The organism is Lentzea albidocapillata subsp. violacea, from assembly GCF_900100275.1.
In the GTDB taxonomy this organism is placed as follows: Bacteria; Actinomycetota; Actinomycetes; order Mycobacteriales; family Pseudonocardiaceae; genus Lentzea; species Lentzea violacea.
Genome location: NZ_FNET01000002.1, coordinates 59,199 through 77,012 on the forward strand (window position 1 = coordinate 59,199; position 17,814 = coordinate 77,012).

Annotated in this window: 18 protein-coding genes; 17 read left to right on the forward strand and 1 reads right to left on the reverse strand. The window is 70.2% G+C overall.

What is annotated here, in order from left to right; translation table 11 throughout:
* Positions 1-75: 75 nt before the first annotated feature.
* The 15 genes from BLR21_RS05285 to BLR21_RS05355 all read left to right on the forward strand — a co-directional run bounded on the left by BLR21_RS05285 (position 76) and on the right by BLR21_RS05355 (position 14,041).
* A complete protein-coding gene (locus BLR21_RS05285; RefSeq protein ID WP_338061032.1) occupies positions 76-1,566 on the forward strand; it encodes an aminotransferase-like domain-containing protein in 1,491 nt (496 codons plus the stop codon).
* Positions 1,567-2,027: 461 nt separating this feature from the next.
* The gene (locus tag BLR21_RS05290; RefSeq protein ID WP_256334487.1) at positions 2,028-3,710 is read left to right on the forward strand and encodes a non-ribosomal peptide synthetase; all 1,683 of its coding nucleotides are present in this window, start codon (positions 2,028-2,030) and stop codon (positions 3,708-3,710) included.
* Positions 3,707-4,705 carry a hypothetical protein gene (locus BLR21_RS05295; protein WP_090004579.1) on the forward strand — a complete coding sequence of 333 codons (999 nt, stop codon included), beginning with the start codon at positions 3,707-3,709 and terminating at the stop codon, positions 4,703-4,705. Before BLR21_RS05290 ends, BLR21_RS05295 begins: the two co-directional genes overlap by 4 nt.
* The gene (gene trpA / locus BLR21_RS05300) at positions 4,698-5,621 is read left to right on the forward strand and encodes a tryptophan synthase subunit alpha (protein ID WP_090004580.1); all 924 of its coding nucleotides are present in this window, start codon (positions 4,698-4,700) and stop codon (positions 5,619-5,621) included. Before BLR21_RS05295 ends, trpA begins: the two co-directional genes overlap by 8 nt.
* Positions 5,618-5,992, forward strand: a complete 375-nt coding sequence (locus tag BLR21_RS05305) for an ectoine synthase (RefSeq protein ID WP_090004581.1) — start codon at positions 5,618-5,620, stop codon at positions 5,990-5,992. The genes trpA and BLR21_RS05305 overlap by 4 nt, the downstream gene beginning before the upstream one ends.
* 13 nt (positions 5,993-6,005) lie before the next feature.
* The gene (locus tag BLR21_RS05310) at positions 6,006-7,148 is read left to right on the forward strand and encodes an acyl-CoA dehydrogenase family protein (RefSeq protein ID WP_090004582.1); all 1,143 of its coding nucleotides are present in this window, start codon (positions 6,006-6,008) and stop codon (positions 7,146-7,148) included.
* 7 nt (positions 7,149-7,155) lie between these two features.
* Positions 7,156-7,803, forward strand: a complete 648-nt coding sequence (locus tag BLR21_RS05315) for a transglutaminase-like domain-containing protein (RefSeq protein WP_256334488.1) — start codon at positions 7,156-7,158, stop codon at positions 7,801-7,803.
* Positions 7,800-9,173 (forward strand): TrpB-like pyridoxal phosphate-dependent enzyme, encoded by a 1,374-nt coding sequence (locus tag BLR21_RS05320; protein ID WP_090004583.1) that lies wholly within the window; start codon positions 7,800-7,802, stop codon positions 9,171-9,173. Before BLR21_RS05315 ends, BLR21_RS05320 begins: the two co-directional genes overlap by 4 nt.
* Positions 9,166-9,819: a phosphoribosylanthranilate isomerase gene (locus BLR21_RS05325; protein WP_090005034.1), complete on the forward strand. Its 654-nt coding sequence runs from the start codon at positions 9,166-9,168 to the stop codon at positions 9,817-9,819. The genes BLR21_RS05320 and BLR21_RS05325 overlap by 8 nt, the downstream gene beginning before the upstream one ends.
* 16 nt (positions 9,820-9,835) lie before the next feature.
* The gene (locus tag BLR21_RS05330) at positions 9,836-10,522 is read left to right on the forward strand and encodes a beta/alpha barrel domain-containing protein (protein ID WP_090004584.1); all 687 of its coding nucleotides are present in this window, start codon (positions 9,836-9,838) and stop codon (positions 10,520-10,522) included.
* Positions 10,519-11,838, forward strand: a complete 1,320-nt coding sequence (locus BLR21_RS05335; RefSeq protein ID WP_090004585.1) for a UbiD family decarboxylase — start codon at positions 10,519-10,521, stop codon at positions 11,836-11,838. Before BLR21_RS05330 ends, BLR21_RS05335 begins: the two co-directional genes overlap by 4 nt.
* Entirely contained in the window at positions 11,835-12,398 is a 564-nt protein-coding gene (locus BLR21_RS05340) for a UbiX family flavin prenyltransferase (protein WP_090004586.1), read from the forward strand. Before BLR21_RS05335 ends, BLR21_RS05340 begins: the two co-directional genes overlap by 4 nt.
* Before the next feature lie 163 nt (positions 12,399-12,561).
* Positions 12,562-13,053, forward strand: a complete 492-nt coding sequence (locus BLR21_RS05345; RefSeq protein ID WP_090005036.1) for an SRPBCC family protein — start codon at positions 12,562-12,564, stop codon at positions 13,051-13,053.
* A 201-nt stretch (positions 13,054-13,254) separates the two neighbouring features.
* Positions 13,255-13,662: a peptidase inhibitor family I36 protein gene (locus BLR21_RS05350; protein WP_090004587.1), complete on the forward strand. Its 408-nt coding sequence runs from the start codon at positions 13,255-13,257 to the stop codon at positions 13,660-13,662.
* A gap of 13 nt (positions 13,663-13,675) precedes the next feature.
* The gene (locus BLR21_RS05355; protein ID WP_143027613.1) at positions 13,676-14,041 is read left to right on the forward strand and encodes a peptidase inhibitor family I36 protein; all 366 of its coding nucleotides are present in this window, start codon (positions 13,676-13,678) and stop codon (positions 14,039-14,041) included.
* Positions 14,042-14,050: 9 nt separating this feature from the next.
* On the opposite strand, the gene BLR21_RS05360 is transcribed toward BLR21_RS05355, so the two are convergent.
* Complete coding sequence (locus BLR21_RS05360) at positions 14,051-16,027, reverse strand: AfsR/SARP family transcriptional regulator (RefSeq protein ID WP_176929488.1); 1,977 nt, start codon at positions 16,025-16,027, stop codon at positions 14,051-14,053.
* 428 nt (positions 16,028-16,455) lie between these two features.
* Here BLR21_RS05360 and BLR21_RS05365 point away from each other — a divergent pair, with 428 nt between their 5' ends.
* Both BLR21_RS05365 and BLR21_RS05370 read left to right on the forward strand, forming a co-directional pair.
* Entirely contained in the window at positions 16,456-17,292 is an 837-nt protein-coding gene (locus BLR21_RS05365; RefSeq protein ID WP_090004589.1) for a hypothetical protein, read from the forward strand.
* The gene (locus BLR21_RS05370) at positions 17,282-17,794 is read left to right on the forward strand and encodes a hypothetical protein (protein WP_090004590.1); all 513 of its coding nucleotides are present in this window, start codon (positions 17,282-17,284) and stop codon (positions 17,792-17,794) included. The genes BLR21_RS05365 and BLR21_RS05370 overlap by 11 nt, the downstream gene beginning before the upstream one ends.
* Positions 17,795-17,814: the final 20 nt, after the last annotated feature.

The window sequence follows — 17,814 nt, forward strand, 5'->3', positions numbered from 1 at the left end:
GCCCCCGCAGTGCCGGTGTGATGAGCTAGCTTGGCCCGGACCGTTTCCAGTCCACCAGTGCCAATGGAGCGCCAAATGGACCGTTTCCAGGACCCGGCCGAGCTCGTCGAGGTGCTCGGCGACTGGGCGTCGGCCCGCGGCCCGCTCTACCGCAAGCTCTCCGGCGCGATGGCCCGGGCCATGCGTGCCGGCGACCTGCCGCACGGCGAACGACTGCCGTCGGAACGGGATCTGGCCAGGATGCTCCAGGTGAGCCGGGCGACCGTGGTCGCGGCGTACGACGAGCTGCGCGACAGCGGCATGGTCGGCAGCAGGCGGGGCAGCGGCACCAGGGTGACGTCCGAGCCGGTGAAACGCCGGGCCGGTGCGGACGGCCGGGTACCCGGCGGCCGGGCGACGTCGATCTTCCAGCGGCTCGTGGACGGGCCGGGCGAGGTGATCTCGCTGGCGTTCGCCGTCGAGCCGGCCGCACCCGAGCTCGCGGACGCGCTGCGGGAGCTGGTCGACGAGGACATGACCAGCCTGCTCGGCGACGTCGGCTACCACCCGCGCGGGTTCCCGCCGTTCCGCGAGGCGATCGCTGCCTATTACCAGAACCTATGTGTGCCAACGGTGCCGGACCAGGTGCTGGTGACCACCGGCGCGCAGCAGGCACTCGGACTGGTGGCGCAGATGTACCTGCGGCTGGGCTCGACGGTGGTCGTGGAGGCGCCGAGCTGGCCCGGTTGCCTCGACGTCTTCCGCGCGGCCGGGGCCAAGATGATCTCGGTGCCGCTGGACGCCGAGGGCATCTCCGCCGACGGCCTCACACGGGCGTTCGCCGAGCACCAGCCCGCGCTGCTCTACGTGATGCCGACCTACCACAACCCGACCGGCGCCCTGATGTCCGCGTCCCGCCGCCGGCGCGTCGCCGAGATCGCCGCCCGGTTCGAGGTGCCGGTGCTGGAGGACAACGCGTACACGTCCTTCGACGCCACCTCGGCCGGCGGGGACTCCGGTCCGCTGCCGCCGATCGCGGGCTACGCACCGGACGGCGCCGAGGTCATCACGGTCGGGTCGCTCGCCAAGGCGGTGTGGGGCGGGCTGCGAATGGGCTGGGTGCGCGCCCCCGGCGGGATCATCGAACGGCTCGCGCGCTACAAGGTGCTCGCCGATCTCGCGAGTCCCGTGCTGGACCAGGCCCTCGCCGCCAGGATCCTGCCGCGGCTCGACACCATCGCGGCCGGCCGTGCGCGGGTGCTGCAGGCCCGGCTGGACCAGCTGTGCGAGTTGCTCACCGAGGCGCTGCCCGAGTGGAGCTGGCGGGTGCCCGACGGCGGGTCCGCGCTGTGGGTCGAGCTGCCGGGCACCGACGCGCGGGTCTTCGCCCAGATCGCTCTCCGTCACGGCGTCGAGGTCGTGCCCGGCGCGGCGGCCGATCCGACCGGCGGCCACGACAACTTCCTCAGACTGCCCTTCACCTTCCCGGAGGAGACGTTGACCGTACTCGTCCGGCGGCTGCAGCGGGCGTGGCTCGAACTACGTCGGCACGGACCGGAAACCAGCTCACTCAGTCCTTCCGTGTAATCGCCCGACTACCGTTCGTCAACGCGTGACAAAAGCGCTGTGTAGTCGTCCGATCACCACGAAGAACCGGCAGTTTGTTCATTTGTTCACCCGATTAAAAGCGATCCATTTTTCGGCACGAACCCAGTCCAAGCTCCGCCGAAAAGACTAGTGGATCACCACCAATGTCCATATTGCCCCCGCGACATGGAGCAACATATGGTTGCTCGGACCAGTGAGCGCGGGGAGGCGCCACTCGACCCGAACCACCGGACACAAAGAGACTTCGGGACAATTCTTTTGTATCCAGCTTCCGCGTGCTAACACTTGAACAGTGTCGCCGCAGCCCGAGGGGGGACTCGGTCGCGAACGACCAGTAGTTGAAAACTTTATTTCGTCGGCACGGCAGCTGCATTCCCGATCACCGGGTATGGGCCTGGTCAGGCTGCGCAAAAAACAGGGGTGTTATTCTCTTGCAGTCGTTGGCAGACAATTTCGTGAACATCGCGCACGAGCAGCCGGACACACCGGCGCTCGTCTGGCGTGACCGCACCGTCAGTTACCGCGAGCTGTACCTCGGCGCGCGGCAGGCTCAGGCCAGGATCGCGTGCCTGCCGGACGACGGCGCACCACTCGGCCTGCGGGCACCGAAGAGCCCGGAGTCGGTCGCACTCGTGCTCGGCTGCCTGCTGGCGGGGCGCCGGTTCCTCCTGCCCTCGGCGACCCTCGCCGAACAGACTCTCGCCGAGCTGTTCACCGCGAGCGGCTGCACGACCGTCCTGTCCGAAGTGGACGCTCAGTGGCCGGGTCAGGGAGGCGTCAACACCTTCACGCCCGACCCGGCCCGCGGCACGTTCATGCTGACCACGTCCGGCTCGACCGGCAGGCCCAAGGTCGTGCCGCTCACCGAGGGCGCGGTGGACCGGTTCACCGACTGGGCGGCGGCGCACTTCGGGCTCACCGGGGTGGTGCTGAACTACAGCCCCCTGAACTTCGACCTCTGCCTGCTCGACGTCTGGGCGACGCTCAAGCACGGCGGCACGGTCGTGCTGGTCGACCCCGCCCGCGGCACCGACGCGGCACATCTCGCCGACCTGCTGCGGGACAACGAGGTCGAGGTCGTGCAGGCCGTGCCGATGCTGTTCGAACTGCTGGCCGGCGGACCGCCGCTGCCGCACGTCCGCCAGGTGATCATCACCGGCGACACGATCGCGGCGCGCACCCTGGCCCGGTTGCCCGCCCTGTTCCCGAACGCCCGCATCCACAACCTCTACGGCTGCACCGAGACCAACGACAGCCTCGTGCACGAGCTCGACCCGGCCCGGCTGCCCGCCGGTCAGATCCCGCTCGGCACACCGCTGCCGGACGTGGAGATCAGGGTCGTCGCCGAGGACGGGCCGCTGCACGGACCGGGCACCGGCGAGCTGGAGGTGCGGACACCCTTCCAGACCACCGGGTACCTCGACCCCGCGCTCGACGCGGACCGGTTCACCGCCGACGGCTTCTACCGCACCGGGGACATCGTCAGCGTCGGCGCCGACGGCGCGCTGACCCTGCTGGGCCGCAACGACTTCCAGGTGAAGGTGCGGGGAGTGCGCACCAACGTCCAGGAGATCGAACTGGTCCTCCAGGAACACCCGGAGATCGTCGAGGCCGCTGTGGTCGCCGTGCCGGACCCGCTCGCCGGGCACCTGCTGCACGCCGAGCTGCGCCGGGCACCGTCCTCCGGGCTGAACACCCTGGTGCTGCGCCAGTTCTGCGCCGAACGGCTGGCGGCCACCTCCATTCCGTCCACCATCCGCATCACCGCCGAACCGTTGCCGAGGACGTCGACGGGCAAGCCGGACCGGCAGCTGCTCGTCCGCAGGAACACCAAGGGGAACAGGGACATGGACCACACCCGAGAGATCACGAAGTTCATCGTCGAGGAGTTCGTGCCCGACATCTCGACCGAGGACCTCGCGGCCGACTACGACCTGCTCGCCGGTGGTGTCATCGACAGCCTCGGCCTGCTGAAGGTCATCGCCTGGCTGGAGGACCGCTTCGAGCTCGCGGTGGACGACATCGACCTCGAGCCCGACAGCTTCCGCACGATCGCCGCGATCAACGCGTTCGTCAACCAGGTCCAGCAGCCGGCCGGAGCACAGCAGGCAGCCGGCAGATGACCCACGACCTGCTCGACGCGCTGGTCAACCGCCGCCGCCCGGTCGAGCTCCCGATGTGCCGGTCGTTCTGGGACCGGCTGCACGACCGGCGGGTCGACCGCGCGGAGGCGGCCGCGGTGCTTGCCGCGTTGTCCACCACCATGCCGGACCCCGCCGCCGTGACCACGGTCGTCCAGTCGCTGCACGAACGCAGACCGGCACACGGCCACGACTTTCCCGGGGCGGTCAACATCGTCGGCACCGGTGGCGGACCCCGCACCGCGAACATCTCGACCGCCGCCGCGTTCGTCGCCGCCGCGATGGACGTGCGGGTGGTGAAGACCGGCTCCCGCGCCAGTTCCGGCGGGGTCGGGTCGATCGACCTCCTGGACCGGCTCGGCATCGGACTCACCCGGTCCTACGAGGAGACCGGCCACCTGCTGGACCGGTTCGGCATCGCGTTCGCCGGCTACTTCGTCTACCCCACCGAACTGACCAGGCTCGCGCGCACCGTGCTGCCGCTCGACCTGCGCACGATCGGGCGCTGGATCAACACGGTCGGCCCGTTCCTGGCCGACCTCCCGGTGTCCGCCCAGCTCACCGGCGTGTCCGACGCGACGCACCTGCCGGCGCTGCGGGCACTGGCCAAGGCGCAGCCTGAGAAGCGGATCTGGTTGTGCGCCAACGACCTCGGCGCCGACGAGCTGATCAGCTTCACGGCGAACTCGGTGCACGGAGCCCTGGACCTCCAGGTCGGGCCGGTCGGCGACGGCGACCTGACCCAGCTCGCCGCATCGGCGCAGGACGACGTCGTCCCCCACTTCCTGGACCTGCTGACCGGCCGGGCACCGGTGGCCGCGGTGGACACGGTGTGCCTGAACGCGGCCGCGCTCGCCGTCGCCGCGGGGCACGAACCCGATCTCCCGGCCGGGTTCCGGACCGCCCGCGCCGCCGTCGCCGACGGTGCCCCGCGGGCCCTGGCCGAGCGCATGCGACGAGTGGTGGCCCATGGCTGAGTTCTTCCGCGGCGCACCAGGTTTGGCGCTGTTCCTCAACGCGGGCGACCCGCCACTGCCCGTCCTGCGCGACGTCGTCACGATGCTCGACGAGCACCGGGTGGACTGCCTGGAGCTCGCGGTGCCGTTCCCGAACTCGTTCACCGACGGCCCGACGGTGCGCCGATCCGCGGATCGCGCCCTCGCCAGGGGCGTGGACCTGCCCGCCGTGCTCGACTTCCTCGCCGAGGTGGTGCCCGGCCTGCGGCACACCAGGATCGCGTTGCTGGCCGACTGGAGCCACACCGTCAAGCCCGCGCCCATCGCGGACTTCGTCGCCAGGATCGCGGACTCGGCGGCGGACGCCCTGTTGTTGCACGGCCTCCCGCCACGGCTGCGCGACGACTACCACGCGGCCGCGGCCCGGCGGGAACTCCCGCTGGTCACCACCTGCTACCCGAACTCCCCCGACGACACGCGGCGGCACTCCGCCACGCACGCGTCGGCCTACCTCTACCTGGTCGCGCACTACGGCCGCAGCGGCGCCCGCCCGCCCGGCGGTTTCGCCGCGCTCGCCGACCCGATCAGCCGGCTGCGGACCGAGACGTCCGCGCCGATCGCGGTCGGGTTCGGTGCCCGCACGCGGGCCGACGTCGTCGCCCTGCACACCGCGGGTGCCGACGCCGTCGTGATCGGCAGCGCGACCGTCGAGCAGGTCGAGAACGGCGATCCCGTCGAGAACCTCGCGGGCTTCGTCCGCGCACTCACCCTCCCTCCAGGGCCGGTATCGAGGTCCGTGTTCGCGACAGCCGGGCCTGAGGCGGCCCCTGGAGGCACGGCCGAAAGGCCCACATACAACAGCGGATCGAACGAGATCTCGATACAGGCCCTGATCCCCGTCACCAGCGGAAGCACTGAAGACAAGGAGCGGAAATGATCATCCGGAAGATCGACGACGTCCCGTCGGTGGATTGGGGCAACGGGCTGAGCAGGCGGTTCCTGCTGAACTCCGACAACATGGGCTACACCGTGACGGACACGATCGTCCGCGCCGGCACGAAGTCCCGCCTGGAGTACCGCAACCACCTGGAAGCCTGCTACTGCATCTCGGGACGGGGCGAGGTCATCGACCTCGACGGGGTCGCGCATCCGATCGAGCCGGGCACGCTCTACGCGCTCGACCACAACGACCCGCACTTCCTCGTGGCGGCGCCGGACACGGATCTCAGGCTGGTGTGCGTCTTCTCCCCCGCGTTGCGCGGGAACGAGCGGCACAGCCTCGACTCCGCCGAGTTCTCCCACTACTGACCGGAGCGGGTTCGTGATCAACTGGAACTCCGACCAGCTCGCGCTGCGCAACGGCCTCGCGGCGTGGTCCGCGCGGCTCAGCGAGAACCACGTCGAGCGGGACGCCGAAGGTGGCTTCTCGCACGAGAAGTGGGACCTCGTGCGGGAATGCGGCATTCTGCGGTTGCCCTTCGGCGAGCAGTGGGGCGGGCTCGGGCAGGACCTGCTCACCACCATGTACCTGCTGGAGGCCCTCGGGCACGGCTGCCGGGACGGCGGACTCAACTTCGCCATCTCCACGCACCTGGTCAGCACCGGCATTCCATTGCAGCGCTTCGGTTCGGCGTCTCTCAAAGACCGCTACCTGCCCGCGGTGTGCGACGGGAGCAGGATCGGCGCCCACGCGATCACGGAACCCGGCAGCGGCTCGGACGCTCTCGCCATGAGCACCCGAGCCGTTCGCGACGGCGACGACTTCGTGCTGACGGGCAGCAAAACGTTCGTCAGCAACGGGCCGGTGGCCGACCTCTTCGTGGTGTACGCCCGCACGCACCCCGACGGCGGACCGCTCGGCACGACCGCGTTCCTCGTCGAACGGGGCACGCCGGGGTTCGCCGTCGGCAATCCGATTCCCAAGATGGGACTGCGGACGGCGCCGTTGGCCGAGCTGTACTTCGACGAGTGCCGGATTCCCGCGACCAATGTGGTCGGCCGCGCCGGTGGTGGCTTCCTGGTGCTCGACTTCGTGATGAAGTGGGAGATCCTGTGCTCGTTCGTGATCAACCTCGGTGAGATGGAACACCGGCTCGAAAGGTGCGTCGGCTACGCGGGCGAACGCACCGCGTTCGGCTCACCGATCGGCTCGTACCAGGCCGTCTCGCATCGCATCGCGGACATGAAGATCGGCGTCGAGACGACCAGGAAATGGTTGTACGACACGGCGGTCAAGGTCACCCGTGGCGAGAGCGTGACCACCGACATGGCGATCACGAAGCTCATCGCGAGCGAGCAGAACGTCGCGTCCGCCATGGCCGCGGTGCAGATCTTCGGCGGCAACGGCTACATGGCGGAGTACGGCCTGGAGAAAGACCTCCGTAACGCCGTCGCCGGAACGATCTACTCGGGCACCTCCGAGATCCAACGCAACCGCATCGCCGCGATGCTCGGCCTGAAATAGGAGCACCGTGGAGTTCATCGATCACGACTCGGACGAGGTGCGGGCCTTCGTGGCACGCACCGTGTCCACTGCGGATTCGCCCATGGCGCAGGCCGTCGCCCTCTACTACGCGGTCCGGGACAAGATCCGGTACGAGGTGTACGGCGCCGACCTGTCCCGCGAGGGCCTGCGCGCGAGCGCGGTGCTGCGTGGCGGATCAGGCATGTGCATCCACAAGTCGATCGTGTACGCCGCCGCGCTGCGGTCGATCGGCGTACCGGCCCGGCTCGTGCTCACCGACGTCCGCAACCACCTGGCCTCGCCACGGCTGCGGGAGCTCGTCGGCGGCGACGTGTTCCGGTTCCACTGCCTCACGTCTGTCTACAACGGACAGAAATGGGTGCGCGCCACCCCGGTGTTCAACAAGATGCTGTGCCGGCTCTACGGCATCACGCCGCTGGATTTCGACGGCACGGCCGACAGCCTGTACCACCCGTTCGACTCGCGTGGCCGTGAGCACATGGAGTTCCTGCACGAGCACGGCGAGTTCGACGACCTGCCCCACGACCTCGTGCTGGACGGCCTGCGCGCCGCACACCCGCGGCTGTTCGCCGCCGGCGACCGGTTCGCCGCGGGATCCCTGCTCGCCGACGCACAACCTGGAGACATGCGATGACCGACCAGATCAAGTACCTGCTCGACGAGAAGGACATCCCCACCACCTGGTACAACCTGGCCGCCGATCTGCCCGGCCTGCAGCCGTTGCTGCATCCGGGAACCGGTGCGCCGATCACCGTCGACGACCTCACGCCGATCATGCCGGCGACGGTGGCCGAGCAGGAGCTGAGCCGCGAGCGGGAGATCGAGATCCCGGAGCCGGTGCGGCAGATCTACGCGCAGTGGCGGCCGGCGCCGTTGTTCCGCGCTCGCCGGTTGGAGCGCGCTCTGGACACGCCCGCGCGGATCTACTACAAGTACGAGGGCGGCAGCCCGGCGGGCAGCCACAAGCCGAACACCGCGATCGCGCAGGCGTTCTACAACCGCGAGGCGGGTATCCGCAAGCTCGCCACCGAGACCGGCGCCGGTCAGTGGGGCTCGTCGTTGTCACTGGCGGGCGCGCTCTTCGACCTGCAGGTGCAGGTCTACATGGTCAAGGTCAGCTTCCACCAGAAGCCCTACCGCAGGCTGCTGATGGAGACCTACGGCGCACGGTGCGTGGCGTCGCCGAGCACCGAGACCGAGGCCGGCCGGAAGATCCTCGCCGACGATCCGGACTGCCCGGGCAGCCTCGGCATCGCCACGTCCGAGGCGCTCGAGGTCGCGATGAACGACCCCGAGACGAACTACGCGGGCGGCAGTGTGCTCAACCATGTGCTGCTGCACCAGAGCGTGATCGGCCAGGAGGCGCTGGCGCAGTTCAGGCTGGCCGACGACTACCCCGACGTGGTGATCGGCTGCGCGGGCGGCGGCAGCAACCTCGGCGGCCTCACCTTCCCGTTCATCGGTGAGCGACTGCGGGGCGGCCCGTCGGTGCGGGTGGTGGCGGCCGAGCCCGCGGCGTGCCCCACGCTGACCCGCGGCAAGCTCGCCTACGACTTCGGCGACACCGCGGGCCTGACCCCGTTGCTGCAGATGCACACGCTGGGCCACACGTTCGTGCCGCCGTCGTTCCACGCGGGAGGCCTGCGCTACCACGGCATGGCGCCGCTGGTGAGCGCGGCTCTGGAAGCGGACCTGCTGGAGGCCGTCGCGGTCGAGCAGACGAAGTGCTTCGCCGCGGGCATCCAGTTCGCGCGGACCGAGGGCATCGTGCCCGCGCCGGAGTCGACGCACGCGATCTCGGTCGCGATCGCGGAGGCGTTGCGCTGCAAGGAGGAGGGCCGTTCCGAGGCGATCCTGTTCGGGTTGTCGGGACACGGCCACTTCGACCTGTCGGCCTACGAGGCGCACCTGACCGGCGCGCTGCGGGACGAGGCGTACTCGCAGGCCGGGCTCGACGCGGCACTCGCCGCGCTGCCCACCGTGCCCACGCTTGCCGATGCCTGAGCTGAAGGTCTGCGGCGCGACCAGCACGGCGGACCTCGGGTTGCTCGCCGCGGCGGGTGCCGACCTGGTGGGGCTGTGGCACGGGGTTCCCGGTGGCCACGCCGACCTCACCGTCGGCAGGCTCACGTCGCTCGCCGCGGCGGCACACCTGATCACGCCGGTGCTGGTGACACTGGCCGCGGACGTGCGGGACGTGCTGGCGGTGTCCGGCATCCGGGTCGTGCAGCTGCACGGTTACCAGCCGCCGGGCACCGTGCGGGCGTTGAAGGAGCTCGACGTGCACGTGATCAAGGTGCTGCACGTGAGCGGGTCGTCCTGCCCGGAGCGGCCGTTGATCCGGGCGTACGAACGGGCCGGGGTCGACTCGTTCCTCGTCGACGCGGTCGGCGCGGACGGGCGGATCGGCAGCACCGCCCGGTCGCTCCCGCCCGCGACGGTGCTGGACCTGGTGGACGCGGTGAGCGTGCCGTTCCTGCTGGCCGGCGGGATCACCTCGGCCAACGCGGACGCGTTCGCCGAGGTCGCCGCCCATCCGCTGTTCCGCGGGGTGGACGTGGACACCGGTGCCCGCGATGCCTCCGGGGCGTTCGACGCGGCGGCGGTGTCCGCGCTGCGGCGCAACTGGACGGAACGAGTGGCCGCGTGAGCACAGGACAGGACACATGAGTGCATTTGTGGACGCGATCACCGGAGCACGGGTGCCGGTGATCGCGGAGGTGAAACTGCGGGACGCGGCCGGCACGGACCTGCTCGGCGGGCGTTCGGTGGCCGAGGTCGTCGGCGCCTACCGCGAGGCGGGCGCGGCCTGCGTGTCCGTGGTGACCGGCCGGTGGTTCGGCGGCAACGCCGAGTTGCTCCGCGAGGTGGCGTCGCTGATCGACGTGCCGTTGCTGCAGAAGGACTTCATCACCTCGCAGGCACAGCTGCGGCAGGCCAGGCAGCTCGGCGCGTCCGCCGTCCTGCTCACCGCGGCGTTGCTCCCGGCGACCACCCTGCCCAGGGTGGTCGACCGGGCACTGGCGCTCGGCCTGACCCCGTTCGTCGAGGTGACCGGCGCCGGTGAGCTCCCGGCCGATGCCTCGGAGTGCGTGATCGCGGTGAACAACAAGGACATCAAGGACCGCGAACGCGGCTCCGCCGACCTCGGCCGCGGGCTCGGCCTGCTGCCCGCGGTGCTCGCTTCCGGCACGCCCTGCGCGGTCAGCGCGAGCGGCATCGACACGCCCGAGACCGGCGCCCGGCTGATCGACGCCGGGTTCGCCGCCCTGCTGGTCGGGACCGGGCTGCTGCGGGCGAGCAGCCCGCGCGCCTGGTTCGACCGGTTCGCGCACGCCAGGACGGCGGCATGAAAGCGCTCTCGCTGCGTGACGCGGTGGGTGAGTCCGTGCTCACCCACGACGTCGCGCTCCCGGCGGACCGGATCGCCGCCGACTTCGCGGCCCGGTACGCGGGAGTACCCGCGACGTCGGTGTCACGCTCCGAACCGACCGTCCGCTACACGGCGACCGGCCACCGGATTCCGGTACTGCTGGGCATGTACGGCGACGAGGACAGGGTGCGTTCGTGGCTGCCCGGCCTACCCGAACGATCCACAGTGGACGCGGTGGCCAAATTGACGTCCGGCCGGATCGCACCGGAACACGTGACCTCGGTTCCGTGTCAGCAGAAGGTCTCGGCGCTGGCGAAGCTGCCGGTGCTGCGCGCCACGCCGCGCGACGCCGGGCCGTTCCTGACGATGGGCCTGGTGCACGCGGGCGAGGCGCTGTCCGTGCACCGGATGCTCGTGCTCGACGACTCCCGGCTCGCCATCTGGATGGTGCCCGGCCGTCAGCTCCTGGCGTTGTACCAGCAGTCCGGACGACTGCCGGTGTCGATCAACATCGGTGTTCCCCCGGCCGCGCTGGTGGCCTCGGCGTTGTCGAGTGCCGTACTTCCGGCCGGTGCGACCAAACTGGAGCTGGCGGGCGCGCTGGCCGGTGCCCCGATCAGGGTCGCCGACGGCGTCACCCAGCCGGTGCGGGTGCTCGCGGACTCGGAGATCGTGCTGGAGGGCTACCTCGACGGCACGCTCGCCGACGAGCCGCCACCGGTGTCACTGCCCGAGTTCCTCGGCTACGACGGTGACTCGCGGGCCGGTCTGCCGGTGATCACCGTGACCGCCGTGACCACCCGCCGCGCCCCGGCCTACCAGGCGGTGATCGGGCCCGGCCGCGAGCAGTCGGTGATCCTCGGTCTCGCCGGCGCGCTGTCGGTCGCGCTGTCGGGCACCGACGACGACTGGCGGCTGATCGACGACCTGCACTTCACCCCGGCGGGCGGCGGCATGCTCACGCTCGCCGTCGCGATCCGCAAGACGTCGTCCACTTCGGACGAACGGCTCGCGCACATCGCCCGGCGGATCTTCACCCAGCACCGGTTCGTGAAGCTGATCGTGTTCACCGATCCCGACGTGAACCTGCGCAACCCCGAGGACGTGTGGTGGGCCGTGACGACCCGCTCGAACCTCGGCACGGACTGCACGACGTCCGACGGCTTCCGCCCGTTGTCGATGGATCCGTCGCAGGCCGCGGACTGGCGCGGCGGACGCGGCGGCACGACCCGCACGTTCATCGACGCCACCACGCCGTTCGCACTGTCCGCCACGACCTGCCGGAGCTTCCGTTGAGACTCGTCGTCGGGATCACCGGCGCGACCGGCACGATCATCGGAGTGCGGTTGCTCGAGGCGTTGCGGGAACTGGAGGTCGAGAGCCACCTGGTGCTCAGCCGCTGGGGCCGCGCGACGCTGGAGATGGAAACCGACTTCACGGCCGCCGACGTCCGTGCGCTCGCCACGGTCTCGTACGGCCCTGGCGACGCGTCCGCGGCGATCGCGAGCGGCTCGTTCCGCACCGACGGCATGATCGTCGTACCGTGCAGCATGAAGACGCTCGCGGCGGTGCGCACCGGCTACGGCGACGGGCTGATCCCGCGCGCCGCCGACGTCACCCTGAAGGAACGCCGCAAACTCGTGCTGGTGCCGCGCGAACTGCCGCTCTCCGAGATCCACCTGGAGAACATGCTGGCACTGACCAGGATGGGCGCCGTGATCGCGCCGCCCATGCCCGCGTTCTACACTCGCCCGACCTCGATCGACGAGATCATCACGCACATCGTCGCGCGGGTGCTCGACCAGTTCGGCCTCGACCTGCCGGGAGTGCCCCGGTGGACGGGTCCGCCGGACTGACTCCCAGGCCGATCCGGCGGCGGGCCGGGTCATCGCCGTGATCACGGCAACGCAGGCCGGCCTCGTGTCATGGTGGCGCAAGGCCGGCGGACCCGGCGCAAACTCGCGGCGTGCGGTCGGCAAGACTGATCTCCCGCACACTCGAGAACTGGAGCGCTCCGTCATGAAGTACACCGTTTCGCTGGAGATCGCCCTGCCTCGGGAGAGGGTGGTCCAGCTGCTCGCCGACCCGGAACACATGCCGAAGTGGCTGCGGGGCCTGGTGCTGCATGAGCCGGTGAGCGGGGTGCACGGACATGTCGGCACCAGGTCGCGAGTGGTGATGCGGACGGGGCAGCAGGAGTTCGAGGGCACCGAGACCATCACCCGCCGGGAACCGGTGGACCTGCACGGGATCGCGAGGGAAGTGGTCGTCCACTACGAACGCGAGATCGTCGGCAAGGGCATGTGGAACGCCGCGCGCGAACGTTTCACCGAAACCGGCCCGGAGACGACGCTCTGGGTGAGCGAGAACGAGTACCGGTTCAGCGGCTTGCTGATGCGGGTGGTGGGGCTCTTGATGCCCGGCGCCTTCCGCAAGCAGTCGCTCCAGCACATGCAGGACTTCAAGGCGTTCGCCGAGCACGGAACGGACGTCCGCGACGCCAAGGACTGAACCTGTGCCTTCAAGCCAGCGGGGCCCTGATTGAGGAGTTGTCCCGTCCGCTCGATGCAGCGCATCCGGGCGGGAGAAGGCGCTGCCTCGGCTAGGTGTACCGACCTGTGACGGTTAGTCGCTGTTAGTGGACGGTTAGCGCGGTTCCCCAGTCTGGTTGACGGAGGCGAGATCGCCTCTTCCTGAGAAGGGGGAGTTCTCTTGATTCGCAAAACCCTGACGGTTCTGGCCGGGGCCGCGTTCGCGGCGTCGCTGGTGTCGATGCCCGCGAACGCGTCCTCCGTCCCGGAGATCACCGAGCCGAGCGGTGACATGTCGGTCGCTGCCTACAGTGACTGCCCTGCGGAACGGTTGTGCATCTGGACGGGTCTCAACGGCACGGGTGGGATCGGCATCTTCCGCGTCGGTGACGCCAACCTCGGTGCCGCTCCCGGCCCCAGCGGGCTCAACAACAACGCCGAGAGCATGCGGAACCGCACCAGCCAGCGGTGGTGCCACTACGACGGCGCCAACTACACGGCCCTGATGGCGGCCGGTGGGCCTGGTGGCGGGGCGAACATCCTGCCCGAGTTCCGCAACCGGATCACCTCGTTGCGGGTGTGCCCCTGACCGGAGGTGAGTCGTGCCGGCCAGCAGAGCAGCAGCGCTCGTGGCCGGCGCGGTGATGGCGGGGTCGCTGTTCGCAGCGGCCCCTGCCGTCGCCGGGCCGGTGTCGTCCGCCGCGTGGAATGACTGTCCCGCGAACCGGTTCTGCATGTGGACCGGTGTCAGCGGCACGGCGCGGATCATCATCCTCCGCGTCGGTGACCCCGACCTGGGCGTCCCAGGCCCCCGGCCTGAGGTCAGGAGTGCGTACAACCGCACCGCCGCGCCATGGTGCCTGTATGGGCGGAACAACTACGTGGACCTCATCGCCGTCGTGGACCCTGGCGGTCGGGGGAACCTCCCGCCGGGCGCCCGCGTGGCATCGGTGCGGCCCTGCCCTTAGGCACCGGAATCAGCCGTCGTTGTGTCCGCGGTGGTCGAAATACCGCTGGCACAACGAGTCCAGTTCCCAGGCGTGTTCGGCCATGCCGCGTACCGTCGCTGTCTCGACCACGGCCTGCAGTGTCGGCAGTTCGGTGTCGAACCACGCGACCGGGTCGCAGGCATCAGGCACCGTGCCGGAAGCGGATTTCAGCCCGTCCGCGGGCAGCCGGGCGGCCATCGACTCCGCCATCGCGAGACAGGCGCCGACCGCGCGGGTGAGCACGGCGCCCTGCTCGGGTTCGGCCTGTTCGGCGGCGAAGCAGCGCAACAGGTCGTGCATGCCGTAACGAATCGTGGTGCCGTCGCCGGCGGTGCTCACCAGGTGCCAGCTGACGAGGTCTTCCAGCACCCGTTCCGCACCGGTCTGCTCGATGTCCAGCAGTGCGGCCGCGAGCCAGCCGGGCACCGTGGTGGCGGGCAGCAGACCCAGGCGGCGGAACAACATCTGGTGCGACTGCGACAGCTGCCGGTAGCTCGCGTCGAAGCTCGCCCGCACGCCGAGGTCGCCCGCCTCCAGCCAGTCGAGCCTGGTGCGTTCGTCGGCGAGGCGGGCGGCCAGGTCGTCGACCGTCCAGTGTGGATGGTCGAGCAGCAGCGCGCCCGCGATTCGCAACGCCAGCGGCAACCCGCCGCAGTGCGCCACCAGCGCGTCGCCCGGTGGCACTCCGACGATGTTGGTCAGCAGCTCGGCTGACTCGGCGGCGTCGAGCAGGCCCAGCCGCACCAGTCGCGCGCCCTCCAGCTCGCCGAGCGTGCGCCTGCTCGTCACCAGCACCGCACAGCCGGGTTCGGCCGGCACGAACGGCCGCACCTGGCGCGCGTCGGCCGCGTTGTCGACGACCAGCAGCACCTCCCGTCCGGCCAGCAGGTCCCGCAGCAGTGCCGAGCATTCGTCCTCTGCGGCGGGCACGAGGTCGGCGGGTACCCCGAGCGCGCGCAGGAACTGCTGCAGCACCGCCATCGTGTCGTCGCCGCGCAACGTCGCGAAGAGCTGACCGTCCGGAAAACGCTCGCGCACCCGGTGCGCCAGCTGCACGACGAGCGCCGTCTTGCCGAGCCCCGCGGCGCCCGAGACGACGACGAGCGGTCCGTGTTCCCGGCGCGGCGCGGTGAGCACGTCCGCCAGCTCGGTGAGCAACTCCTCGCGACTGACGAAGTCGGGCAGCGCCGGTGGCAGCTGGCGCGGTTGATGTGCCTTGCGCGGCAACGGCAACGCGGGCCGCGCGACCGGTTCGCCGCGCAGGATGCGGGCGTGCAGCGCGCGTAGTTGCTCCGACGGTTCGACGCCCAGCTCGTCCACCATGGTGCGGCGGAACGCGAGGAACACGTCGAGCGCCTCCGGCACCCGGCCGCGCCGTGCCAGCGCGGTCATCAGCTGGGCGCGTACCCGTTCGCGCAGCGGATGCGCGGCCGCGGCGGCGGTGAGCTCGCCGATCAGGTCGGCGGTGCCGCCGAGCATGAGGTCGGCGTCGACGCGCTCCTCCAGCACCGTCATCCGCAGCTCTTCGAGCTGCGCGGCGACCGGCTCGGTGAGGTGCACGTCGGCGGGACCGCGCCAGCGGCCGAGCGCCTCGCGCAACCTCGTAGCCCCCAACGCCACGTCACCGCCCGCGATCAACCCGCGCGCGGCGGCCAGGTCCTGCCGTACCAGCTCGACATCGAGCTCCGCCGCAGCGGCACGCAACACGTACCCCGTGGCCGCGGTCGCGATCCGCTCCTTGCCGAGCACCCGCCGCAGCCGGGAGATGATGCCCTGCAACTGCACCTTCGCCGACGGCGGCGGCACCTCACCCCACAGCTCGTCGAACATCCGGCCGACCGGCACGACCTCGTTCGCGTGCCATACGAGCAACGCGAGCACCGTGCGCATCTGCGGTGTGCCCACAGCGACCTCGGCACCGTCGCATTCCACCCGAAACGCTCCGAGCAGTCCGAAAGACCACATCCCCAGTACCTCCCCCGCCGTCAGGGTGACACAGGGGCCGATACCGCCGCGAGAGATTCGATCGGATCCAAAGTCTCGCACGCGAGCGCTCGCACAGAATGGTCGTGGGCAATTCAGCCGCGTTTCGCTTGACATGGCAATTGTACTGAGTTTTGTTGGAGGCAGCCGACTTCACGTCTGGCGGAGTGAGTGCAGGCGCAATCACATCACACACCCGCGTGAAGTATTACCACCAAATTCAATTGAACCTTTTACCATCTTGACGACCGGTTTGTTAGCGATAACACTGCCCTGGCGGCGACACGCACCCGCACTGCCAGGCGAAACGCCGAAGACGTGACCTCGGTGAAGGTTGACGTGGGCCGCCTGCGCGACAGCCACGTCCGACCCTCACCAAGGCGGGATCGCCATTGCCCAGCTCACCATCGATGATCTGTCCAGGGTTCGTCCGCCGCTCCTGGTGGCGCTCCAGCCAGGGCGCTCGGCTCGCGCTGGCCGGCCTGGGCGTCGTCACCACGGTCGCCACCACGGGAGCGATCGCCTTCAACGGTGTTGTGGTGCCGGGACGGCACGGAAGCCCCGGCCTGGAAGCGAACCTGCGCAGAGGTGACTCCGTCGAGGTGACTGTCCACAAGGTGTCCGAAGTGGACTCTTTCGAGGGTGTGGAGCCCGGTACCGGCCTCTTCGTCCGGGCCCGCGTCGCCGGAGTGCGCCCGGTCGGCGACTGCTGGCGGGCGGAGTCCCGTGCTGCCGCCCAGAACCTGTTGCTCGGCAAGGACGTGCGGCTCGTCATGAGGAGGGACGACGGTTCCGGCGGTGATCAGATCATGGTCGACGTCCTGCTGCCCGACGGCGAGGACTACGCACGGACCATCGTGCACGACGGCGCGGCGCCCGCGGATCCGGCGGCCCGCGAAGACCTCGCGACGGTCGAGTCCGACGCTCGCCACGACCGCCGTGGTGTGTGGGCGACCAGCTGTGATCCCGGCGGAACGAACGTGACGGCGACCAGCGCGCCTTCGTCGTCCGCGCAGACCACAACCACGACCACCACCGCGACAACCGTTCCAGCGCCGGCGGCGTCTCCCCCGCCGCGGTCATCGTCGGCGCCGGCGTCTACCGCGCCGCCTGACGATCTGTGGGACGACATCCTGAGAGGCGGACGGTGTACCACCGAAGGTGAGCGGCGGACATCCTTCACGGGCAGGGAGATGGTGTGCGTCCGCAACCAGAAGGACGAACTGAGGTGGCGGCGTGAGAAGTGAGGATCGGGTCGATCTGTTCGCCGAGCCGATCGACGTCGAGCCGGCACCACGTCTGGAGGACGGCAGGCCGCCGCGCGGGCTGACGGCGCAGGGCTGGGTCCGCACGACCGGCTGGCTCCAGGTCGGCGACCGGCCGGTGAGTTCCGCCTGCGTCGCCGCGGCGGTCGGGTTCCTGTGGGCGCCGATCGTCGCGGTCACGCTGATGGCCGCGTTCCCGGTCGCGGCCGGGATTCTGGTGGTCACCGCTCCGGCGGTGTCCGGTGCGGCGTGGTGGTTCTTCACCACCTGGGTGAGGCCTGCGTCGTCCGCACGGAACATCGGGCTGAAGCGCGCGAGCGATCTGTTCGCAGGGGACGTCGTCCGGCTGTACGGCTCGATCGGGCCGGTCGGCAGGGTGACCGCGGTGGTGCGCGACAACAACGTCCGGGTGGACTTCCACGGCGGAGGGCGTCAGACCTGGGCTCCCTCGCGCGTTGTGCACGTCGCGGAGCTGCTCAGCTGACCTACAGGGCACCGCCGGCC